12 protein-coding genes, 1 pseudogene and 1 CRISPR repeat array are annotated in these 20123 nt (G+C 43.3%); of the genes and pseudogenes, 7 read left to right on the forward strand and 6 right to left on the reverse strand.

All coding sequences use genetic code 11. The features are described from left to right. The first annotated feature begins 9 nt into the window (after positions 1-9). Together AC4PG5_RS00230 and AC4PG5_RS00235 are read left to right on the forward strand one after the other, a co-directional pair. A complete protein-coding gene (locus tag AC4PG5_RS00230) occupies positions 10-2349 on the forward strand; it encodes a TonB-dependent receptor plug domain-containing protein (protein ID WP_492029502.1) in 2340 nt (779 codons plus the stop codon). A 154-nt stretch (positions 2350-2503) separates the two neighbouring features. Further along, on the forward strand, positions 2504-3481 hold the full coding sequence (locus AC4PG5_RS00235) for a methyltransferase (protein WP_492029503.1): 978 nt from the start codon (positions 2504-2506) through the stop codon (positions 3479-3481). Positions 3482-3528: 47 nt separating this feature from the next. Here AC4PG5_RS00235 and AC4PG5_RS00240 read toward each other — a convergent pair whose 3' ends face one another. Genes AC4PG5_RS00240 through AC4PG5_RS00250 form a run of 3 tightly spaced genes read right to left on the reverse strand, consistent with a single transcriptional unit; the run spans position 3529 to position 5392 of the window. Then, complete coding sequence (locus AC4PG5_RS00240) at positions 3529-4533, reverse strand: DUF4407 domain-containing protein (protein WP_492029504.1); 1005 nt, start codon at positions 4531-4533, stop codon at positions 3529-3531. Further along, positions 4523-5089 (reverse strand): hypothetical protein, encoded by a 567-nt coding sequence (locus AC4PG5_RS00245; RefSeq protein ID WP_492029505.1) that lies wholly within the window; start codon positions 5087-5089, stop codon positions 4523-4525. Before AC4PG5_RS00245 ends, AC4PG5_RS00240 begins: the two co-directional genes overlap by 11 nt. A 15-nt stretch (positions 5090-5104) precedes the next feature. Next, on the reverse strand, positions 5105-5392 hold the full coding sequence (locus tag AC4PG5_RS00250) for an HNH endonuclease (RefSeq protein WP_492029506.1): 288 nt from the start codon (positions 5390-5392) through the stop codon (positions 5105-5107). Positions 5393-5655: 263 nt separating this feature from the next. Between AC4PG5_RS00250 and cas9 the strand changes: the two genes are divergently transcribed. Genes cas9 through cas2 form a run of 3 tightly spaced genes read left to right on the forward strand, consistent with a single transcriptional unit; the run spans position 5656 to position 11479 of the window. After that, the gene (gene cas9, locus AC4PG5_RS00255; protein ID WP_492029507.1) at positions 5656-10218 is read left to right on the forward strand and encodes a type II CRISPR RNA-guided endonuclease Cas9; all 4563 of its coding nucleotides are present in this window, start codon (positions 5656-5658) and stop codon (positions 10216-10218) included. Further along, entirely contained in the window at positions 10215-11147 is a 933-nt protein-coding gene (gene cas1 / locus AC4PG5_RS00260; RefSeq protein WP_492029508.1) for a type II CRISPR-associated endonuclease Cas1, read from the forward strand. Before cas9 ends, cas1 begins: the two co-directional genes overlap by 4 nt. After that, entirely contained in the window at positions 11147-11479 is a 333-nt protein-coding gene (cas2, locus tag AC4PG5_RS00265) for a CRISPR-associated endonuclease Cas2 (protein ID WP_492029509.1), read from the forward strand. Before cas1 ends, cas2 begins: the two co-directional genes overlap by 1 nt. A 130-nt stretch (positions 11480-11609) precedes the next feature. Continuing rightward, positions 11610-13653: a CRISPR direct-repeat array (repeat unit 47 nt; unit sequence GCTGTAACCAATGGTTCAAAGATACTAATTTGAGAGCAAATCACAAC). 39 nt (positions 13654-13692) lie between these two features. Here cas2 and AC4PG5_RS00270 read toward each other — a convergent pair. The 3 genes from AC4PG5_RS00270 to AC4PG5_RS00280 all read right to left on the reverse strand — a co-directional run bounded on the left by AC4PG5_RS00270 (position 13693) and on the right by AC4PG5_RS00280 (position 16512). Continuing rightward, positions 13693-14103: a hypothetical protein gene (locus AC4PG5_RS00270; RefSeq protein WP_492029510.1), complete on the reverse strand. Its 411-nt coding sequence runs from the start codon at positions 14101-14103 to the stop codon at positions 13693-13695. 159 nt (positions 14104-14262) lie between these two features. After that, positions 14263-15045 (reverse strand): DNA-directed RNA polymerase subunit alpha C-terminal domain-containing protein, encoded by a 783-nt coding sequence (locus tag AC4PG5_RS00275; protein WP_492029511.1) that lies wholly within the window; start codon positions 15043-15045, stop codon positions 14263-14265. Between the two features lie 36 nt (positions 15046-15081). Further along, complete coding sequence (locus tag AC4PG5_RS00280; RefSeq protein ID WP_492029512.1) at positions 15082-16512, reverse strand: hypothetical protein; 1431 nt, start codon at positions 16510-16512, stop codon at positions 15082-15084. Between the two features lie 189 nt (positions 16513-16701). On the opposite strand from AC4PG5_RS00280, the gene AC4PG5_RS00285 reads away from it, so the two are divergent. Then, positions 16702-17922 (forward strand): DUF7833 domain-containing protein, encoded by a 1221-nt coding sequence (locus AC4PG5_RS00285; RefSeq protein ID WP_492029513.1) that lies wholly within the window; start codon positions 16702-16704, stop codon positions 17920-17922. A gap of 186 nt (positions 17923-18108) precedes the next feature. Continuing rightward, positions 18109-19812, forward strand: a pseudogene (locus AC4PG5_RS00290) (bifunctional DNA primase/helicase); the annotation flags it as partial. Positions 19813-20123: the final 311 nt, after the last annotated feature.

Genomic DNA, 20123 nt, shown 5'->3' on the forward strand with positions numbered 1-20123 from the left:
ACATGTGTCATGAAAAAACTATTTTTTCTTGTTTTTATTTCTTGGCTATTTACCTTAAATGCACAAGCCAAGGACTATAAATTATTTGGGAAAATTCTATTTACAGATTCAAAATCGCCCAAAGAGGTTTCAGTGGTTGCAATGACTGCCGACTCCCTAATCAAGAATCACCAATTAACCCATGCCGACGGAACGTTTATGTGGAAGAATCTTCCAGTCAGTCGTTACATCTTTAAAGTCGATATAGCGGGCTATGAGCGTGTCAATCTCCTCGTCGATTGGAAGAACGACCGACATATCGATTTGGGCACGATCTCTATTCTTCCTAAAAAGAAATCCTCTTTAGATGTCGATTTGCCGGAAGTTGTTGTCACCGGCAGTTCAATCATTCAGAAGGTCGATAAAATGATTGTGTTTCCCAAGGCTGCACAATTAAAGATCTCTTCCGGGAGTATCGATTTACTTCAAACCCTCAATCTCCCGGGGATGACTGTTAATCCGATCGAACAAAAAGTCCTTATTGAAGGAGCCGCTCCGATCTATCAAATCAATGGGCGTCCACAGCCTAGAGAACAAGTTTTGGGTCTTAGCCCCGATGATATCGATCGAATAGAGTATAGCAGTAGCCCGTCGATCCGTTATGCCAATAGCAATGCCGGAGGAGTCATAAACTTCATCCTTAAAGAGAAGCAGAATGGCGGTAACCTTTTCTCAAATCTGATGGCATCACCGATGACCGGCTTTTTAAATGGAACGCTAAGTACAAGCTTGCGTCATAAGAAGTCCGAGTTCACCCTCTTATACAACAATAGTTGGCGCGATTATGACAAGCGTTGGACCGATCGTGGCGAGTCTTTTGTTAGTCCATATAGCACTATCGGTCGCCTCAGTGCCGGTCGTTATTCACCGTTCGGTTATCTATCGCAAGAGATCAATCTTGGCTATAATTTACAGATTAACGATCGCACAATGTTTTCGGCCACTTTCCTCAATAGCATTGGACGTCAGCACACCTCTATAAATTCGGATATTCTGCAAACAGAAAACCAAGGCGCCAATACCAAGATCAATAGAGAAAGTAAAGCTCTGTTTAAAGCCTATTCCCCTTCGATCGATCTCTTCTTGATTCATCGATTCAGGAACAACCATTCTTTAGAATTTAATGTAGTGGGTACACTCACACAAAGTGATTATACCCGTCATCTGACCGATAGCTATGCTACCTCCTCTGTGGTTGAGAAATTCAATAACAACGTCGACAACAGTCGTCAGTCATTGATCGCCGAAGCCACCTATCGTTTTAAGGTTGGCACCCAGCAATTAGGGTTTGGCCTTCGTCATTTGCAGAGTTATACACGCAACGATTATAGTGGAAATTCCGATCAGACTACCCGCATGAATTCCGGAGATACCTACATGCATGGAGAATGGAAAGGAAGCCTAAATAAGTTTTCTTACTCTTTAGGAGTAGGGATAAAATACTATCAAGTCAGCAACCATTTAGATCAGCGTACCTATTTTCGTAACCTCGTAAGTCTGAATCTGTTGTATCCTCTTTCTAAGAACTTTAGGTTGAGCTACCTTTTTCAGTTAAAACCATCGCTTCCTACGCTTTCCCAACTGAGCGACGTTGAGCAGAGTTACGAGAAAATCCTCGTCATCAAAGGAAACCCTCAGCTGAAAGCCTACAACACGGTTAGAAATCGTTTACTCATGACTTACAATAAGAGTAACCTCAATGTCAACCTTTGGTTAAGTCACACGAAAACCTTTCATCCCATCTCTATTTATACCTATTATGAACCCCAGACTTTTGTTTCCGAGTATCGGAATCAGAATTATAACCAGCAGACCAATGCTCAGTTAGACATCAACCTTTCAAAACTTTTTAAGTGTTTAAACTTTTCAACCTCAGTCGGCTGGAATCGGTTCTCTACATCCGGTGAAGACTATCGCCATCAACTGTACAACCTCTATTGGTCGGCTTCTGTTCAAGCCTATTACAAATCGTGGTATTTGGTAGGCTCGTACACCCGCCCCAAGAAAGAACTCTCCGGAGAGATCGTGAGCTTGGAAGAGAACAACTCAACGTTGATGCTAGGTTATCGACATGGGCGTTTGAGCTTAAGAGCCGGTGTCTATTATCCGTTTACGAAAGCATGGAAAGTCAAGAGCGAATCCTTGTCGTCAGTCAACCCCTTCAGTGAAAGTGTACGCATCAAAGACAACGGCAACATGTTCGTGCTTGGAGTATCCTACCAGCTCAACTGGGGTAAGTCACTGAAGAAAAGTAAGAAGTCGCTACAGAACGCAGATGGTGAAGTGGGAATCTTAAAAGTTCAAGAATAGAGATCTCAGTCTGATCATCAAGTTTAAACTTTATATGATCCTTATCTGTTGATTAACAACACCTATCCTTAGCCAACTTGTATATTGGCTAAGGATCTTGTGTTAGATTCGATCACAAGATGTTTTTTTGTTATCACCTATAAATCAACGTATTATGGATGTATCAGAATTAAGAGAAATGTTTATGGCCTTTCGGGATAGCAGAATTCTTCTGACGGCCTACGAACTAGATGTCTTCACGTGTATCGGTCGTCAGAGTCTAGACTCGATGGAAATCTCAAAGAGACTGAAACTAAATCATAGGGCTACCGAGCGATTGTTAAACGCTCTGGTTGCCTTGGAACTGCTCCGTAAGGAGAAAGGGAAATTCACAAATACCGAACTCTCGCAGACCTATCTCTCTGCTGATAGTCCTTCCTACATGGCAGGATTCATGCACACCAATCATCTGTGGAATACCTGGAGTCAGCTGACTGAGGTGGTGAAAACAGGTGAAGCCGTTCAGCAAGTCGATATAAACAATCGTGGCGATCAATGGCTCAGTGCATTTATCCACGCGATGCACGACAGAGGCATGAAGCAAGCCCCTTCCCAAGTTGCCAAGATCGATTTGCAAGGAGTTCATTCAATGCTAGATGTTGGCGGTGGTTCGGGATGCTACAGTATGGCATTTATCCAATCGAAACCCACTCTGAAAGCCGTCATTTTTGATCTGCCCAATGTCGTTCCCATCTCCAGAGCGATCGTCGAAAAAGAAGGCTTCGCCGGTCAGATCGAGTTTTGTGCAGGCGACTATACCCAGAATGAGTTACCACAAGGTTACGACTTGGCTTTCTTATCCGCCATCGTTCACGGCAACTCCTCCGAGATCAATCAAGAACTGATCCGGAAGTGTTATCGAGCCCTAAATCCCAATGGACAGATCGTGATACAAGACTGGATCATGAATGATGACAAGACCGAACCGGTGGCCGGAGCAATCTTCTCAATCAATATGCTGGTTGGCGTGAACGATGGAGGTTGCTACTCCGAGAAAGAGGTGAGCGATTGGCTGATTCATGCCGGTTTCACGGCCATCAGAAGAGTAAGACTCGATGGAGGACTATCGCAGATGATCGCCGTAAAGAAATAACCATGCAGCACGGCTAACCTATCATAAAAAGAAAGGAGTGACATCCGTCACTCCCTTCCTTTAATCAACAGACTATTCTCCGTATTTTTAAGTGTTTCGCTCTTAATCTTCAACTGATGCTCCACGATCAGATCATAATCGCAATGCTGGTCGGCACTTTTGCTCGTCACCACCAATAATTCCAGCGACATCAGAAACGCAAACAAGAACAGATAAAAGGCTAGAGCCACACCATCCTCGCTTAAGATGCCGAATAATGCTTTCAACTCCTCTAAGAATCCCGTTTCCGCCTCTTCGTACTCCTTCCGTACCTCGTCGGCCACTGTCATCTTCCTTTTTTGAAAATCCTCCAGCTGCTTGACCGCCGCTTTCAGAGCCTCTTCATTCGCTTTCACCTGACCGCTTAACGGATTTTCCACATTACGTTTCGTCACGTTGGTTGTTTTCTCCAAGATCGGTTTCCCATCGCTATCCACCCCTGTCTGTCGGGTGATGGTCTGCACATCAGTAGCCGCGATCACCGGTCGTTTGTCGAGCTTATCATAAAGTTCGATGTTTGCCTTTCCCAGCGAGTCGATGGTTTGCGTGACGCGTACAATGTCTGCATCCAAAAAGTGCATCCGTTTAGGAATCTCCTTATTGATCTGTTCCGTTCTGATCTCCTTCATCTTCACCTGAATATCATTCTTAAAGATAATCTGGTCGAAGATGGCCGATCCCAAGACCGCCATAAGAAACGCTAGAAAGAAACGTACCACAGCCATAAAACCGAGTTTCCCGGTAAGTATGATATACCGTTCGATGCAAATGATGATAGCCACAAATACCGCCGATACCGCGATCTTACCGAGCAAGCTATCTATTCCGATATAGTTATCCGCAAAGCAGAAACCAATTGTTCCCCAGATCGCAATCAAGATGATGATTGCCGAGATATACTTTTTCAGCGAACGATGGCTCGCCTCACCACATTCCCTTAGAATGTTCGCATCCCATCCAATCAGGAAGCAGCCGATTTTGGTCAGAAAGCCGACCTTATTCTTATCTCTCATGACGTAGTAAAGTTTCCGATTTAGCTGCTAACCCCTTTAAAAAGCCTCTTTCGTACGACTTGACCATACTCAATAACTGCTCTTCATCTCTGTCGAGCGAAGTTCTCATTTGTGCCAACACCTCCATGTGTTCCAGATAAGTTTGCTTTCTAGCTTTTAAAGTCAATGAAGTATTAATCAGTCCTTGCTGTTCGAGAATACCGATTTGTACCTCGATATCCCTTAAGTCTCCCTTATAACGCAAAGTAACCTGTTCGAACAGTCGTTTCAGTTCATTTCGGATAATTACCTTCTTCGAATCTTTGTAAGCACAATCCGCATTACACATGGCATCATTATACCCATCTTCCTCATAGTCTCTACTGATAAAAGCATAGACCGCATCAATAGGCATGCTTGTTCCATAATAGATTTTCCCAGAAGGTGTATTATCCGGGTCGGAGTGGTCGACAAAATCTTCAGGTCTGATCTCCGGAAGCTCTTTAGCCGGTGCTTCCGGGGCGGCGATTGGTTCAGTCGGCTTCTTTGAGCCGAATAGTGATGAAAATAATCCCATAAGATATGATATGTGTTAATGATTAATATTCTTCATTGGAATATCGTATTTATAATGTCCTCGTTTGTGGCATGATTCACAAAGAGTGACAAGATATTTATCGTCGTACTCCCATGGAGCGCACTTCTTTTTCGTTCGTAGATTGAAATGATATTGTTTGTGATGTACGGTCAGTCGATCTGTTGCACCACAGATGGCACATTTGTACTGATCTCTTTTAATGATATTGGCGCGTTTTTCCATCCATCGCTTATCAAATAAGAGTTCTCGATATGAACCATGTTCATCGTTGTGGTTATTCATATATGAGTTGTGGCTTTTATGTCTCTTGCTAGAGAACGTTAATCACTAAATATATTAGACGTATAGGCGTTTATTAAAGTTGCAGATTCGTATTAAAAAAGCCCCCGTTATAGGACGAGGGCAACCTAAAGTTTTCACAACGGAATAATCCTTATTGTGATTTGCTTCAAAATTAGTGTTGCAAATATAATAATGTTTTTAATAGTTTATTCTTTCTTTTGGAAAAAAAATATACTTTTGACTTAAATAATAAATATTTTATCATGAAACGGGTTTTAGGTTTAGATCTTGGGACAAATAGTATAGGTTGGGCTGTAGTCAGACTCAACCAAAAGGGAGAGGAAGAGACACAGTGCATAGAACTATCGGGTAGTCGCATTATACCAATGGATGCAGCCACACTTGGCGATTTTGATAAGGGGAATGTTCAGTCGCAAGCGCATGAACGTACCAATTTTCGTCTAGTGCGGCGTATCCGTGAGCGTAGCTTATTGCGACGCGAAAGGATGTTAAAGGTATTGAATACCATGGGATTCTTACCGGAACATTTTAGCCAATCGATCGACTTCTCTAATCATTCGGCAAAATTCAAGGCTCATTCAGAGCCTAAATTGGCTTGGGTGGAAATTGCTCCAAAGACTTATGAGTTTCTTTTCCGGGAATCTTTTGAAGAAATGTTGAACGATTTTCGGGTTCATCAACCCGCATTAGTCTCCGAAGGGCGACAAGTTCCTTACGATTGGACCATTTATTATTTACGAAAAAAAGCATTATCTGCTAAAATTAGTAAAGAAGAATTGGCATGGATACTGTTAAATTTCAATCAGAAACGAGGCTACTATCAGTTGCGTGGTGAAGAGGATGAAGAAAAGGCCAATAAAGATGAGCGTTACTACGCTTTAAGAGTCGATCGGGTAGAAGCGACCGATGATCGGAAAGGGCAGGATGTTTGGTATAATGTATATCTCGAGAACGGTTGGATTTATCGTCGTTCAAGTCGTGTCCCTCTTGATTGGGAAGGTAAAATCAAAGAGTTTATTGTGACCACCGACTTAGCTCCCGATGGTACCCCAAAAACCGATAAGGACGGTCAGGTGAAACGATCGTTTCGTGCACCTAAGGAGGATGAATGGAAACTTTTGAAGAAAAAGACCGAATTCGATATTGATCAAAGTGGAAAAACGGTTGGAGCCTATATTTATGATACGCTTCTACAAAATCCAAATCAGAAGATCAAGGGCAAGCTGGTGCATACCGTCGAACGTCGTTTCTACAAAGATGAGCTCAAGGCGATCCTTCGTCAGCAAATGGCCTTTCATCCCGAGCTAACCGATCGTACCCTTTATGAAGCCTGCCTGAACGTCCTTTATCCTCAAAACAAAGAGTATAAGAACAATATTTCGGCGCGTGACTTTGTTTATTTATTAGTCGACGATATTCTTTTCTATCAGCGCTTGTTAAAAAGCAAAAAGAGCTTGATCGACAATTGTCCATACGAGTCGCACGAATACGTCGACCGTTCTTCCGGTGAGATTCACTCTGTCGGCGTGAAGTGCATTGCGAAATCGCACCTCCTCTTTCAAGAATTCCGTTTGTGGCAATTCATCGACAATATTCGTCTTTACGAGAAAGAAAAAATAGTCGACGGTCGCCTTCAATTCGATGTTGATGTCACGGCCGACTTTCTAAAGACTCCCGATGATTATGTAGCCTTATTTACTTGGTTGAACGATCGAAAAGAGATCAAGCAAGCCACCTTTTTGAAATATCCACCTTTTGGATTAAAGAAGAATGCCGATCGCTATCGTTGGAACTATGTTGAAGATAAAGCTTATCCTTGCAATGAGACCCGTGATTTGATGATCCATGCTTTGACTAAAGCCGGACTTCCTGCGGAGTTCTTAAATCAACCCGCAAAGCTACAGTCCAAAGGCGCTCATACGGCACCCCGGACCCTACCAACAATCGAACACCATTTGTGGCATCTCCTCTATTCCGTTGAAGACAAACATGAGTTAGCAACCGCACTGAAACGCTTTGCATCGACCTACGAACTCAACGAACAGTTTGTTGAAGTGTTCCTGAAATTCCCTCCGTTTAAAAAAGAATATGGCGCTTATTCCGCCAAAGCCATCAAGAAACTGTTGCCTTTGATGCGACGCGGGTCCTGTTGGACAGTCGAAGCGATCGATGCCTCCACGCAAGAACGAATTCACCAACTCATTGCAGGCGAATTAGACGAAAAATGGACACAAAAGGCTCAAAGCAAGATAACCTTTGGAGGAATCGAACAGTTTAGCGGATTACCCCTTTGGCAGGCTTGTTACGTCGCTTATGGACGTCATTCAGAAGCGAGTGAAATCAAGAAGTGGCATAGCCCCGAAGATTTAGAAGCCTATATTAAAGGATTCAAACAACACGCCTTGCGCAATCCGATTGTCGAGCAAGTCATCCTTGAAACCCTTCGTGTGGTTCGCGACCTCTGGCGCAAAGCTGGCCGGATCGATGAGATCCATGTTGAACTCGGTCGCGAGATGAAGAACCCGGCCGATAAGCGGAAACAGATGACTTTGAGAAATCTAGAGAACGAAAACGCCAATCTTCGCATCAAAGCCCTTCTTGCAGAGTTTATGAATCCTCAGTTCGCTATTGAGAATGTACGCCCTTATTCTCCTAGCCAGCAAGAGATTCTCCGTATTTACGAAGATGCCGCATTGAACGGCGATGAAGAAGTGCCCGACGATATCCTCGCGATCTTGAAGAAGTTTAAAGAAAGTGACGTTAAGAAACACCCGACAACGTCCGAAGTATTACGCTACAAGCTTTGGCTAGAACAGAAATACCGTTCGCCCTATACCGGTGAGATTATTCCGTTGGGCAAACTCTTTACCACCGCCTATCAGATAGAGCACATCATTCCACAGTCGCGTTACTTCGACGACTCCTTCAACAATAAAGTGATCTGTGAATCGGAAGTCAACAAACTTAAAGATAATCAGCTAGGCTATGAGTTTATCAAAGCGAATGCCGGACGATTGGTTGAACTTAGCTTTGGTCGCACAGTCAAAGTTCTGAGTGTAGAAGCCTACGAATCTTTTGTGAAAGATCATTACGGTAAAGTGCCTAGCAAGATGAGAAACCTCATGATGGACGAGATCCCGGAGAAGTTCATCGAGCGTCAGCTGAACGACACCCGTTACATCAGCAAAGTGGTCAAAAGTCTATTGTCGAATATCGTTCGCGAAGAACTTCCCGATGGCACTTACGAGCCGGAAGCCATCTCGAAGAATGTCATCGTCTGTACCGGTGGAGTGACCGACCGACTGAAAAGAGATTGGGGGGTGAATGATGTTTGGAATAGTATTGTTACACCACGTTTTGAGCGGATGAACGACAAACTGCCCAATAACCAATTTGGACATTGGGAGAATGCCGATGGTAAGCGATACTTTCAAACCGCCATGCCATTAGAATATCAAAGAGGGTTTAATAAGAAACGTATCGACCATCGTCACCATGCAATGGATGCCATTGTGATTGCTTGTGCCAATCGTAATCATGTGAACTATCTCAATAACGAATCGGCTTCTGCCAAAGCAGCCTGTTCGCGTAACGATTTAAAACATCTGCTTTGTGAGAAACAAAAGACCGATGCCGGCGGTAATTACCGATGGGTGGTTAAGAAACCTTGGGACACCTTTACCCAAGAGGTTCGTCAAAGCTTATCCGATATTATTGTCAGTTTCAAGCAGAACCTGCGTGTGATAAACAAAACGAAGAACTATACCGAAGGTTTTGATCCGTCGACCGGTAAGAAAACCAATCGTGAACAAGTGAAAGGTGATAGTTGGGCTATTCGTAAGCCGTTGCACAAGGAGACCGTTTATGGACGTGTCAATCTACGCCAGCAAAAAGAGGTCCGTCTTTCTGTGGCTTTAGAGACTCCGGAACTTATTGTCGATAAGAAAGTGAAGGCCCAAGTTCGGCAGCTTTTGTCTTATGGCTACGATAAGAAGAAGATTGAGAAGTATTTCAAAGAGAATGCCTCTTTGTGGAAAGAACTCTCCCCGGCCAAAGTTGCCGTTTACTATTTTAGTGATCAGACCAATGAGCCATTTGTGGCTTGTCGTAAAGTGCTCGATACTAGCTTTAATCGGAAGAAGATCGAAGAATCGGTCACGGATACAGGTATACAAAAGATTCTGTTAGCTCACTTGGAAGCCAACGAGAATAAGCCAGAACTAGCTTTCTCTGAAGATGGAATTGATGCCATGAATAAAAACATTGTAACATTGAACAATGGAAAGTTTCATCAGCCGATTCTGAAAGTACGAGTTTACGAGTCGCTCGGTCTAAAATTTAAAGTGGGTTATACCGGAAGCAAAGTCGATAAATATGTTGAATCGGCCAAAGGAACTAATCTGTTTTTTGCTGTTTATCAAACAAAAGACGGACAACGAAGTTACACAACCGTTCCTTTGAACGAAGTCATCGAACGTCAGAAGATGGGATGGAGTTCGATCAACGAAACGAATGAGAAGGGTGATACCTTGCTCTTCTCTCTTTCGCCAAACGATCTTGTTTATGTGCCAACCCCCGAAGAGCAAATCTCCGGAATAGATTGGAGTAAGATTGATAAGACAAGAGTTTATAAGATGGTGTCTTCAACAGGAAATCAATGTTTTTTTGTTCCGTATTTCATTTCTACACCTATTGTTAATGTGTTAGAATTAGGTGCAAACAATAAAGCAGAAAAGTCGTGGACGGGTGAAATGATAAAATCGGTTTGCGTTCCATTTAAGATTAATCGTTTAGGAGAGCAATGATAAAGAAAACCTTATACTTTGGTAATCCGGCTTACTTATCGTTACGTAACGAACAACTCGTCATAAAGCTACCGGAAGTTGAAAAGAACGATCAACTTCCGGAAGGCTTTAAAGCGCAATCGGAGCTCACCAAACCGATTGAAGATATAGCCGTTGTGGTACTCGATCATAAACAGATAACTTTAACTACCGGAGTGATGGAAGCTTTATTGGAAAATAATTGTGCGATCATCACCTGCGATAGTAAAAGTCTTCCGGTGGGTTTATTGCTTCCCTTGTGTGGGAATAAACTTCAATGTGAACGTTTTCATGAACAGCTGAATGCGTCTGTACCCTTGAAAAAGCAACTTTGGCAACAGACCATGATGGCAAAGATCAACAATCAAGCCACGATCTTGTCCGAGTATCGCCAAGAGAACGTACGTTGCATGCGTATCTGGGCAAACGATTTGAAAAGCGGTGATCCCGATAATCTGGAAGCTCGTGCGGCAGCCTTTTATTGGAAGTCGTTGTTTGGTCATGTGCCGGGATTTATTAGAGATCGTAATGGCATACCTCCTAATAATGTCCTTAATTATGGCTATGCCATTCTGCGTGCCGTGGTTGCGCGCTCATTGGTTGTCAGCGGACTGTTACCAACATTTGGTATTTTTCATCATAACAAATACAATGCTTATTGCTTAGCCGACGACATTATGGAGCCTTATCGACCTTATGTCGATGAATTGGTCGTTCGCTTGTTCGATAGTCGAGTCGATTGTAATTCACTTCATAAAGAACTGAAGGCACAGTTGCTCACGATCCCCACACTTGATGTGGTGATTGGAGGTAAGCGCAGTCCATTGATGGTTGCAGTAGCCCATACCACGGCATCACTTTATCGATGTTTTAGTGGAGAGTCTCGCCGAATTGTTTATCCCGAGAGATAATGGAACGTTTTAGTGAATATAGAATTATGTGGATACTTGTACTTTTTGATCTACCTACCGAAACAAAGAAGGATAAAAAAGCCTATACTGATTTCCGTAAGAATCTTCAAAAAGACGGTTTTACGATGTTTCAATTTTCTATTTATGTAAGGCATTGTGCTAGCAGTGAGAACGCCAAGGTGCATATTAAACGTGTGAAGTCTTTTTTGCCGGAATTTGGCCAAGTCGGTATTATTTGCATTACCGATAAGCAATTTGGCGAGATAGAACTCTTTTATGGCAAGAAAATACATGCTATTAATACTCCGGGGCAACAACTTGAGCTCTTCTAATGCAATATAGTCGTGTTGATAGAATTAAAAAATCCCGTAATCTTACGGGATTTTTTAATGTGTATACAGCTTTTTTTTAATCCTAAAACGCTCTGTAAAGCATTGTTTTTCAGTCGTTTGTGTGGATCGTGCTGTAACCAATGGTTCAAAGATACTAATTTGAGAGCAAATCACAACCGAATTATGGGCTTCCTAACGAGGTTATTGGCTGTAACCAATGGTTCAAAGATACTAATTTGAGAGCAAATCACAACTTGTTATCTCCTAGGGTATTTTTCCCTATGGCTGTAACCAATGGTTCAAAGATACTAATTTGAGAGCAAATCACAACTCTGATATAATCATCGAGTGACTGCTTACTGCTGTAACCAATGGTTCAAAGATACTAATTTGAGAGCAAATCACAACTAACCCAGTATCGGGGTCGACATAGATTCGCTGTAACCAATGGTTCAAAGATACTAATTTGAGAGCAAATCACAACAGGTATGGACCACTAACATGAGACGTGTACGCTGTAACCAATGGTTCAAAGATACTAATTTGAGAGCAAATCACAACATACCTTCCTAGTTAGTTAGTCATTTTTTCGCTGTAACCAATGGTTCAAAGATACTAATTTGAGAGCAAATCACAACTCTTTTGTGAAACTCACTTTCCCATCGGAAGCTGTAACCAATGGTTCAAAGATACTAATTTGAGAGCAAATCACAACGAAAAACTTCAATATAAAATTACTCGCGTGCTGTAACCAATGGTTCAAAGATACTAATTTGAGAGCAAATCACAACAAGTAAATAAAAAATGAAAACATTACAGATGCTGTAACCAATGGTTCAAAGATACTAATTTGAGAGCAAATCACAACGAGGCTGCGAATGATCCCCACATCACGGCAGCTGTAACCAATGGTTCAAAGATACTAATTTGAGAGCAAATCACAACTATTATGCAACATGTTGAAGGAGATGCAAGGCTGTAACCAATGGTTCAAAGATACTAATTTGAGAGCAAATCACAACAGAACGTCCGCAATGCTCAAATCCGCAACCGCTGTAACCAATGGTTCAAAGATACTAATTTGAGAGCAAATCACAACAAAGTTTAGCTGCGTCTGCTTGATGGCATGGCTGTAACCAATGGTTCAAAGATACTAATTTGAGAGCAAATCACAACAGTCCACGTTGAGATAGAGCCATCCTCGTGCTGTAACCAATGGTTCAAAGATACTAATTTGAGAGCAAATCACAACCAGCTGTGATGCGTTATTTATCGAAGCTGCGCTGTAACCAATGGTTCAAAGATACTAATTTGAGAGCAAATCACAACTAGTCTTGACAACAAACATACATATAGATGCTGTAACCAATGGTTCAAAGATACTAATTTGAGAGCAAATCACAACCGGAACCTGATTCAACCGGGAAACAGCATAGCTGTAACCAATGGTTCAAAGATACTAATTTGAGAGCAAATCACAACGCATCGTGACGTATAGATGTCGTAGTAACAGCTGTAACCAATGGTTCAAAGATACTAATTTGAGAGCAAATCACAACCAGTATTTGTAGGTGGAACATCAGTAGTTGGCTGTAACCAATGGTTCAAAGATACTAATTTGAGAGCAAATCACAACTTCTATTTCATTGGAATAACTGGCTTAGCAGCTGTAACCAATGGTTCAAAGATACTAATTTGAGAGCAAATCACAACTAGTATTTTTGTATCCAACAGCGGCTATTAGCTGTAACCAATGGTTCAAAGATACTAATTTGAGAGCAAATCACAACAGGAGCAGACATCTATCTATCCGTTAAGAAGCTGTAACCAATGGTTCAAAGATACTAATTTGAGAGCAAATCACAACTACTCTAGTAGAATTACAAGATATATATAGGCTGTAACCAATGGTTCAAAGATACTAATTTGAGAGCAAATCACAACATAATATTTTATCTTTCTTTGTATCTGAAAGCTGTAACCAATGGTTCAAAGATACTAATTTGAGAGCAAATCACAACCATCTTCCTTGACAGCATCCGCCTTACCTGCTGTAACCAATGGTTCAAAGATACTAATTTGAGAGCAAATCACAGCTTGTTCCATAATATTCATTTATATTTAGTTGCTGTAACCAATGGTTTAAAGATACAAATTTTAGAGCAACTCCCACCGTCTTTGTTGAATTTGTGAAAAATCACAACAGCTAGGCTCTATTTGGTGTCAACTCTGTAGGGTATATATTGGGGATCTTCGTCCATTTTGCGATAGAGTTTGATCCATTTGGCGGCACATTTTATAGTGACCAAAATATCCTGATTGATGTCGTTCGCATTATCACCGCGTAATCCGATGTCTTGTAAGGATCCTACGAGATTCACTGCAATGCGATAGCCGCGTACCATCTCGTGTGTATATAGTGCTTTCTGACGGAAGGCTTCAAGGTCTTCATCAGTCTTGAACGGTAAACATTGAAACATTAAATTAGGGTGTTTCATGCTCATAATGTAAGTATATGGGCCTAGTTTTTCGTGGTTCTCAAATGCCACAAAATTCACCTCGGAAATTTTATGAATATGAAGGTTGTGTCTTTTCTCGAGGTTGGATATCATCTCTTTATTCATAGGCTAACGTTCTTTTGCGATTGATAGTTTTAAAGTTGTAACCAATGGTGCAAAGATACTAAAAAAGTAAATAAAAACAATTACATTCTCTGCGAAGAGCCGTTCTCTTTATTGAACGACTCTTTTTTGAAAACAGCACCTTTATACCTAAATATAGTCTTAGAATGGTAACACTTCTGTGTCCGGTAAAGTCATCCCATAACGGATGAGAGCTTTCTCCACCTCTTGCACGATTGGTAGGCTCATTCCCGAAACCCTTAATAGGGCAGATGTGGGGAAGAGCAGGAGATTGCCCACGGTATGTATTCCCGCGTTGTCAAGTCGGGTTATGGTGATTGGCGAGAGCTCTAGATCTTCGATGGGCATGCTCTCGTATAGACAAGCGACTTGGAGTTGTTCTTCGCTCTTTTTATGGCGCGTGATCTCCAGTTGTAAGGTTGTAATCACTTGACAAAAATGATTATTCTCGCTCTTGATAGAATTGTTCTCACTTTTGATGGAATTGTTCTCATTCCTGAGAGATCGGTTCTCACCTCTGATGGCGACGTTCTCTTTTTTGAGAGCCATGTTTTCTTTCCTCATGAGCGTGTTCTCCTTCTTTATAATCGTGTTCTCCTTTTTGATGGCTTTTTGATTCTTTGCCATAGCCCCGACCTCTTTTGCCGTGATCTTGGCCTCTTGTTGCATGGTTAGTACTTCTTTTTTGATAGAATCTTTTTCTAGCAGCATCTTTTCATGTTCAGCCTTTAGCGACTGGTTTTCTGCTTTAATCACTTCGTTTGCTTTTCTGAGCGTTTCGTTCTCTTTACGGAACGTCTCATTTTCTTTAGGGAACGCTTCACATTCTTTTTTAAGCTTCTCGTTTGCTTTTGAAGATGATTCGATGCCGTAGGTCGGCTCATTGATCGGCCGTTGGCTCGATCTGGAAGAATTGGTATTCATGTTTTTCTTTTTTAAAATGAATAATTAAGGTTAATTTCAATGACAGATAGGGGGATCGTTGTCGTCTGTTTTACTGTCGGTCGACAAAGACTCTTGCTGCCGGAAGCTAGATGTTGAAGGTTTTTTCAGTAGCGAAGGTTTTTTCAGTAGCGAAGGCTTTTTCAGTAGCGAAGGCTTCTCAATGATTGAACGTTTGGATAATGACGCACCATCCTCAGGATCGAAATCTTCAGGATCGAAATCTTCAGGATCGAAATCCTTAGGATCGAAATCCCTTGGCTCTAGCTCGTTCGATGGAATGAGCCCCGGGGGTGATTGAGGACAAGGGGCGGGGACAACCACCGGTCTTCGTCGTTTGAGGCCGATCTGCTTCTTTGTCTTGTCAATTTGTTGAGTCAGTAGTGCAATTCTTTTTTTGAGACTGTAACTCTTCTGCTTTATTTTCCTTTGCTCTTTTTGGCTCGTTTTAAGTTCCTCATTGAGGGCTCTTCTTTTCTCTTGTCTCCACTTTATTCTTCGCTTTTGTGTCTGTTCTGATGCGTTTCTCTTTGGTGGTTTATTTGTAGATTCGTTCATCGATTTGCCTATTGATTCTCCTATCGATTCACCTATTGATTGGTTCGCCGATTGACCAGCTGATTCGGTTGCCGATTTACTCACCGATTTACCCATCGAATTGCTAGTCGGTTTGTTGACTGGTTTACTCTCCAATTGACTCACTCCTCTGCCCATTGATTGACTTTTCGTCTTGCCTGCTGCTTGATTTTCTATCTTACTTGCCGTTTGACTTTTTGCCTCGCCCGTTGATTGACTTTTTGTCTTGTCTGTCGCTTGATCCTTGATCTCCTTTCCCGCTTGGTTCTTGATCTCCTTTCCCGTTTGGTTTTTTATTTCGTTCGCTTGTTCTCTCTTTAATTTAGGCTTTGAGTTTAAGTTTGAGTTTGAGTTTAAGTTTAAGTCTTGACTGACTTCCTTCTTCGGCTCTTTGACTTTTTTCTCCTTTTTTTCTTTGAGTTGGTTAGCTTTTACCTTCTCCTTTCTTCCCCTCTTTTTGTTTTTTTGAGCTTGGCGAACCCGCTCGTTGGCTTCTTGCTTCTTGAGTAAGTGATTCGTGTCGATAGGACTGAAAATGGTTTCTCCGGAGCGGATGGGAGAGTCGACCGGCACAGGCATGATATCGAGTCGCTGTTGATTGTATATGCAATATAACATTGCACCCAAGAATTGTCGGAGATGGAAGTTATAGTTGGCTTCCTTCAACAGATAAGAGACGGTTTTAAAATAATGACTGACGGTGGAGTTGAGGGTGTGCTCCATGCGTAATGTCGTTTCCTTACATTGGTCTGTGTCTTCATAAATCTGCTCGAGTGAAAGTTGACAAAAGTATCGTAACTTGATGATCAATAAGCATAGATCGACTGCCGGTTCTTCTTTGTCTTTACGTGGTTTAAAATCGTTGTTTTTCATTGTTTTTATAAAAAAATAGTTGAAATACTGTCCTTTTATTCAGTGGTTTACAAAGATAGATGTTGTTTTTTTTATAGTCGGTAAGGTCTACCTTACCGGTTATGTTTTTTTTTATGCTGACCTTTGTAAGTGTAACAGGTTAAGGGAGTTATCCCTCTGAAAATTATTTAAAAAATAAAGGTTTTGACGATGAAAACATTAGATTTTAATTTCCGAGAGAGTGTGATGTGTGTGGATGATAAGCTTCAGTTGTTGCTAGTCAATGAGGGGCTGAAAGGAATGGGCGTTTACTATCTGCTTCTGTTGACACTCAACCGACAGCCGTACCGTTCGGCGTCGTTTGGCATCTTGCATTGGCTGACGGGCTTGTGCCGGGTGAACTATTCGTATCTTATACATATTGTGCGCGACTTCGACTTGTTCTTGTTTACCGACAATCGGTTTGCGGTGAAGGTCGTGGAAGAGACGGCTCGTTGGAATGAACGCTCTTTTATGGGGGATTCAAGGGGTGGCAACGATCTGACAAGGGGCGGTAATGATCTGACAAGGGGTGGCAACGATCTGACTGTTCGGACGGACGATTGTGTGGCTGTAAATGACTATGTGGACAGGGATGGGAATGAAGTTGCCGATCGAACTGATAATGAAGCTGATAATGCTGCTGTTCACGCCACTGATAATGTTGCTGTTCACGCCACTGATAATGCCACTGTTCACGCAGCTGATAACGCCACTGTTCACGCAGCTGATAACGCCATTGTTCACGCAGTTGATAATGCATCTGATAACACAATTGTTAATGCAACTGTTAACGCAACTGTTAACGCCACTGTTAATCGAAATGTTAATCGAATGGAACTTCGAACCTGTAACGCGCTGAAAGATAGAAATTTGTCCTCCCGCGTACGCGCGCGCTTTAGTAACAGTAGTATCTCTTTATATAAAGAGAGAGAGATAAAAAGAAAAAGAAAGCATCAAGAAAAGTCGGTGGCTTCTTCCGGCTCTTCCTCATGGGAGTCGATGCTTGATGAGATTCTTTCCCCGGAGGGTTACCAAAAAATGATGGCGGTGCATTCGGGATTGAACGAGCGGTTTATCAAAGATAAGGCGTTTATCGTCGAGGCTTTTAAACGTCACGTGCGGTTGCTGGGTACGGATGTGGGGTTGAAATCTCCTTCGGATGTGAAGTATTACTTCGCCAATTTCATGCGCGAAGGGAGTCCCACGTGTAAGAAAGTTGCGGTGGAACTCGATCGTGAGGAACAACGCCGTTGGGAAGAGAATCCTTATCGGTTTGAAGAGTTGATCGACGGTTGCCGCACTTATTGCGGAAATGTGATTCCTCCCGATGCGCCTCCTCGTCCCTCTCGTGAGTCGGTGTGGGACGAACGGCGATTGTATTGGCGATGATCTGATAAAGCTTTATGACTTGATAAAGTCTTATGATCTGATCTTGATCTTAAACTTAACCTTAGTCTTGATCTTAAACCTGATCTTAACCTTGATCTTAACCCAGATCTTGATTTTAATCTTAATCTTGATCTTAATCTTGATCTTAAACTTAAACTTGATTTTAATCTTAAACGAAATACGACCATGAGAAATTTCAGAAAGTATAATGTCGATTTGCGCGGACATTCGGCAGGAAGAGTAAAAACCTATTGCGAACGTTGTCGGTCGACCCGCCGCAACAAGCGCGACCGTTCGTTGTTGGTCGACATCGACAAAGGGGTGTGCCACTGTTTCCATTGTGGGGTGACCTTCGTGGTGCCCGATGACGATGAGGAGGATCGGCGGCGGGAGCGGCAACAAAAATCACGTCGGGAGGAGGTGCCGCAGCACTTCAGGCGACCGGTGTTCGACGTCACGAAGTTATCGATCTCCGAACGGTTGGAGCGGTGGCTGGTCGAGGAACGTTGTCTCTCGCAGGAGGTGATCCGACGGATGAAGATCACGGAGCAGGAGGAATGGATGCCTCAATCGGAGAAGCGTGAACGGTGTGTCTGTTTCAACTATTTCGAGAATGAGCGGTTGGTAAACACGAAGTTCCGGAGTGGGAGCAAGCATTTCAAGATGGTGCAGGGGGCGGAGCTGATCCCGTATAACATCGACAGTGTGCGTGACGCGGAACAGATCTATGTCACCGAAGGGGAGATCGATGCGCTGTCGCTTCTTACCGTGGGCTTCTCGGCGGTCATCTCGGTACCCGCCGGTGCCAATGCGGGATTGACGTATCTCGATCGGTTTCGAGAGTCGCACTTCGGGCGACTGCGGACGGTGATCGTGGCGTCGGATACTGACGAGGCGGGACTGGCGTTGCGTGAGAATCTACTGACGTACTTTGGACCGGAGCGTTGTCGGGTGGCGACTTATGGTGAGGGGTGTAAGGATGCGAATGAGCATTTGCAGAAGTTCGGTGCGGAGAGTCTGCGTATCGTCATGGAGCAGGCCAAGGAGGTGCCGCTTGTGGGGGCGTGTACGGCGAGCGATCTGAAGAGCGATTTGCGGGCGTTGTTCGAGAATGGTTTCTCGCGTGGTGCCGAGACGGGGTGGAGTGAGATGGACGAGATTTGTACGTATGAACGTCGGCGACTGGCCATCGTGACGGGTATCCCGAACTGTGGCAAGTCGGAGTGGGTCGATGAGTTGGTGCTTCGGCTCTGTCTCCGTCACGGTTGGAAGATCGGCTTCTTTAGTCCGGAGAATGTCCCGATTGTCTATCACTTGCGGAAGTTGGCCGAGAAGCTCACGGGTTGTCAGTTTCAGCCGAGCAGTGACATGAATCAGGGGCGTTACGATCAGGTCGTGAACTTCTTGACGCGCAACGTGACGCATATCTGTCCGGATGGTGAGGCGACGCCGGATGTGGTGTTGAATAAGTGTCGCGAGTTGGTGGTGCGTCGGGAGTGTAGTGTCTTTGTGCTCGACCCGCTCAACCGCTTCGATCATAATGCGCGACCGGGGCAGACTGAGACGCAGTATCTCTCGTCGTTCCTGAATCGCCTGACGCGTTTTGCGCAGCGTTACAACTGTCTCATCATCTTGGTGGCGCACCCGAAGAAGATGTATCGTGATGCCTTGACGGGTAAGTCGCATCGTCCGGAAATGTACGATATCAGTGGGTCGGCCGACTTCTTTAATAAGGCGGACTATGGGTTGGTGGTCGACCGTGATGATGCGCTAGGGGTGGTGCATCTCTATGTCGACAAGGTGAAGTTTAAGCATCTGGGTAAGAAAGGGGATGTGACCTTCTGTTACAACTTGAGCAATGGGCGTTATGTGCCGTTCAGCGAGGTGCATCCCGATGGAAAGATGGGGCAGGGTTCACCGGCTGCACGGTCGAAGAAGGTGGAGGCGAATTGGCTCGATGAGTTTTCGGAAATCGAACAGGGGGAGTTGATGTTCGCGGGAACGAATGATGTAGAGGGGCATGAAAAGGATGATGAAAAGGATGATGTAGGTGATAATGCAGGCGATAATGCAGGCGATAATGTAGGCGATAATGGGTAAGATAACGAAAAGAATAACGAAAAGGATGATGTAGGGGATCATTAAGAAAGAGATTGCAGTGATTGCAGAGATTGCAGTGTTAATGTGCTTATCGTAGTGGT

The sequence above is a fragment of the Bacteroides sp. QWL-09 genome (assembly GCF_058683585.1).

Excerpts from the sequence above, each read along its gene's own strand:
- AC4PG5_RS00230 (WP_492029502.1), top strand. The coding sequence starts at position 10 with ATGAAAAAACTATTTTTTCTTGTTTTTATTTCTTGGCTATTTACCTTA.
- AC4PG5_RS00235 (WP_492029503.1), top strand. The coding sequence starts at position 2,504 with ATGGATGTATCAGAATTAAGAGAAATGTTTATGGCCTTTCGGGATAGC.
- AC4PG5_RS00240 (WP_492029504.1), bottom strand. The coding sequence starts at position 4,533 with ATGAGAGATAAGAATAAGGTCGGCTTTCTGACCAAAATCGGCTGCTTC.
- AC4PG5_RS00245 (WP_492029505.1), bottom strand. The coding sequence starts at position 5,089 with ATGGGATTATTTTCATCACTATTCGGCTCAAAGAAGCCGACTGAACCA.
- AC4PG5_RS00250 (WP_492029506.1), bottom strand. The coding sequence starts at position 5,392 with ATGAATAACCACAACGATGAACATGGTTCATATCGAGAACTCTTATTT.
- cas9 (WP_492029507.1), top strand. The coding sequence starts at position 5,656 with ATGAAACGGGTTTTAGGTTTAGATCTTGGGACAAATAGTATAGGTTGG.
- cas1 (WP_492029508.1), top strand. The coding sequence starts at position 10,215 with ATGATAAAGAAAACCTTATACTTTGGTAATCCGGCTTACTTATCGTTA.
- cas2 (WP_492029509.1), top strand. The coding sequence starts at position 11,147 with ATGGAACGTTTTAGTGAATATAGAATTATGTGGATACTTGTACTTTTT.
- AC4PG5_RS00270 (WP_492029510.1), bottom strand. The coding sequence starts at position 14,103 with ATGAATAAAGAGATGATATCCAACCTCGAGAAAAGACACAACCTTCAT.
- AC4PG5_RS00275 (WP_492029511.1), bottom strand. The coding sequence starts at position 15,045 with ATGAATACCAATTCTTCCAGATCGAGCCAACGGCCGATCAATGAGCCG.
- AC4PG5_RS00280 (WP_492029512.1), bottom strand. The coding sequence starts at position 16,512 with ATGAAAAACAACGATTTTAAACCACGTAAAGACAAAGAAGAACCGGCA.
- AC4PG5_RS00285 (WP_492029513.1), top strand. The coding sequence starts at position 16,702 with ATGAAAACATTAGATTTTAATTTCCGAGAGAGTGTGATGTGTGTGGAT.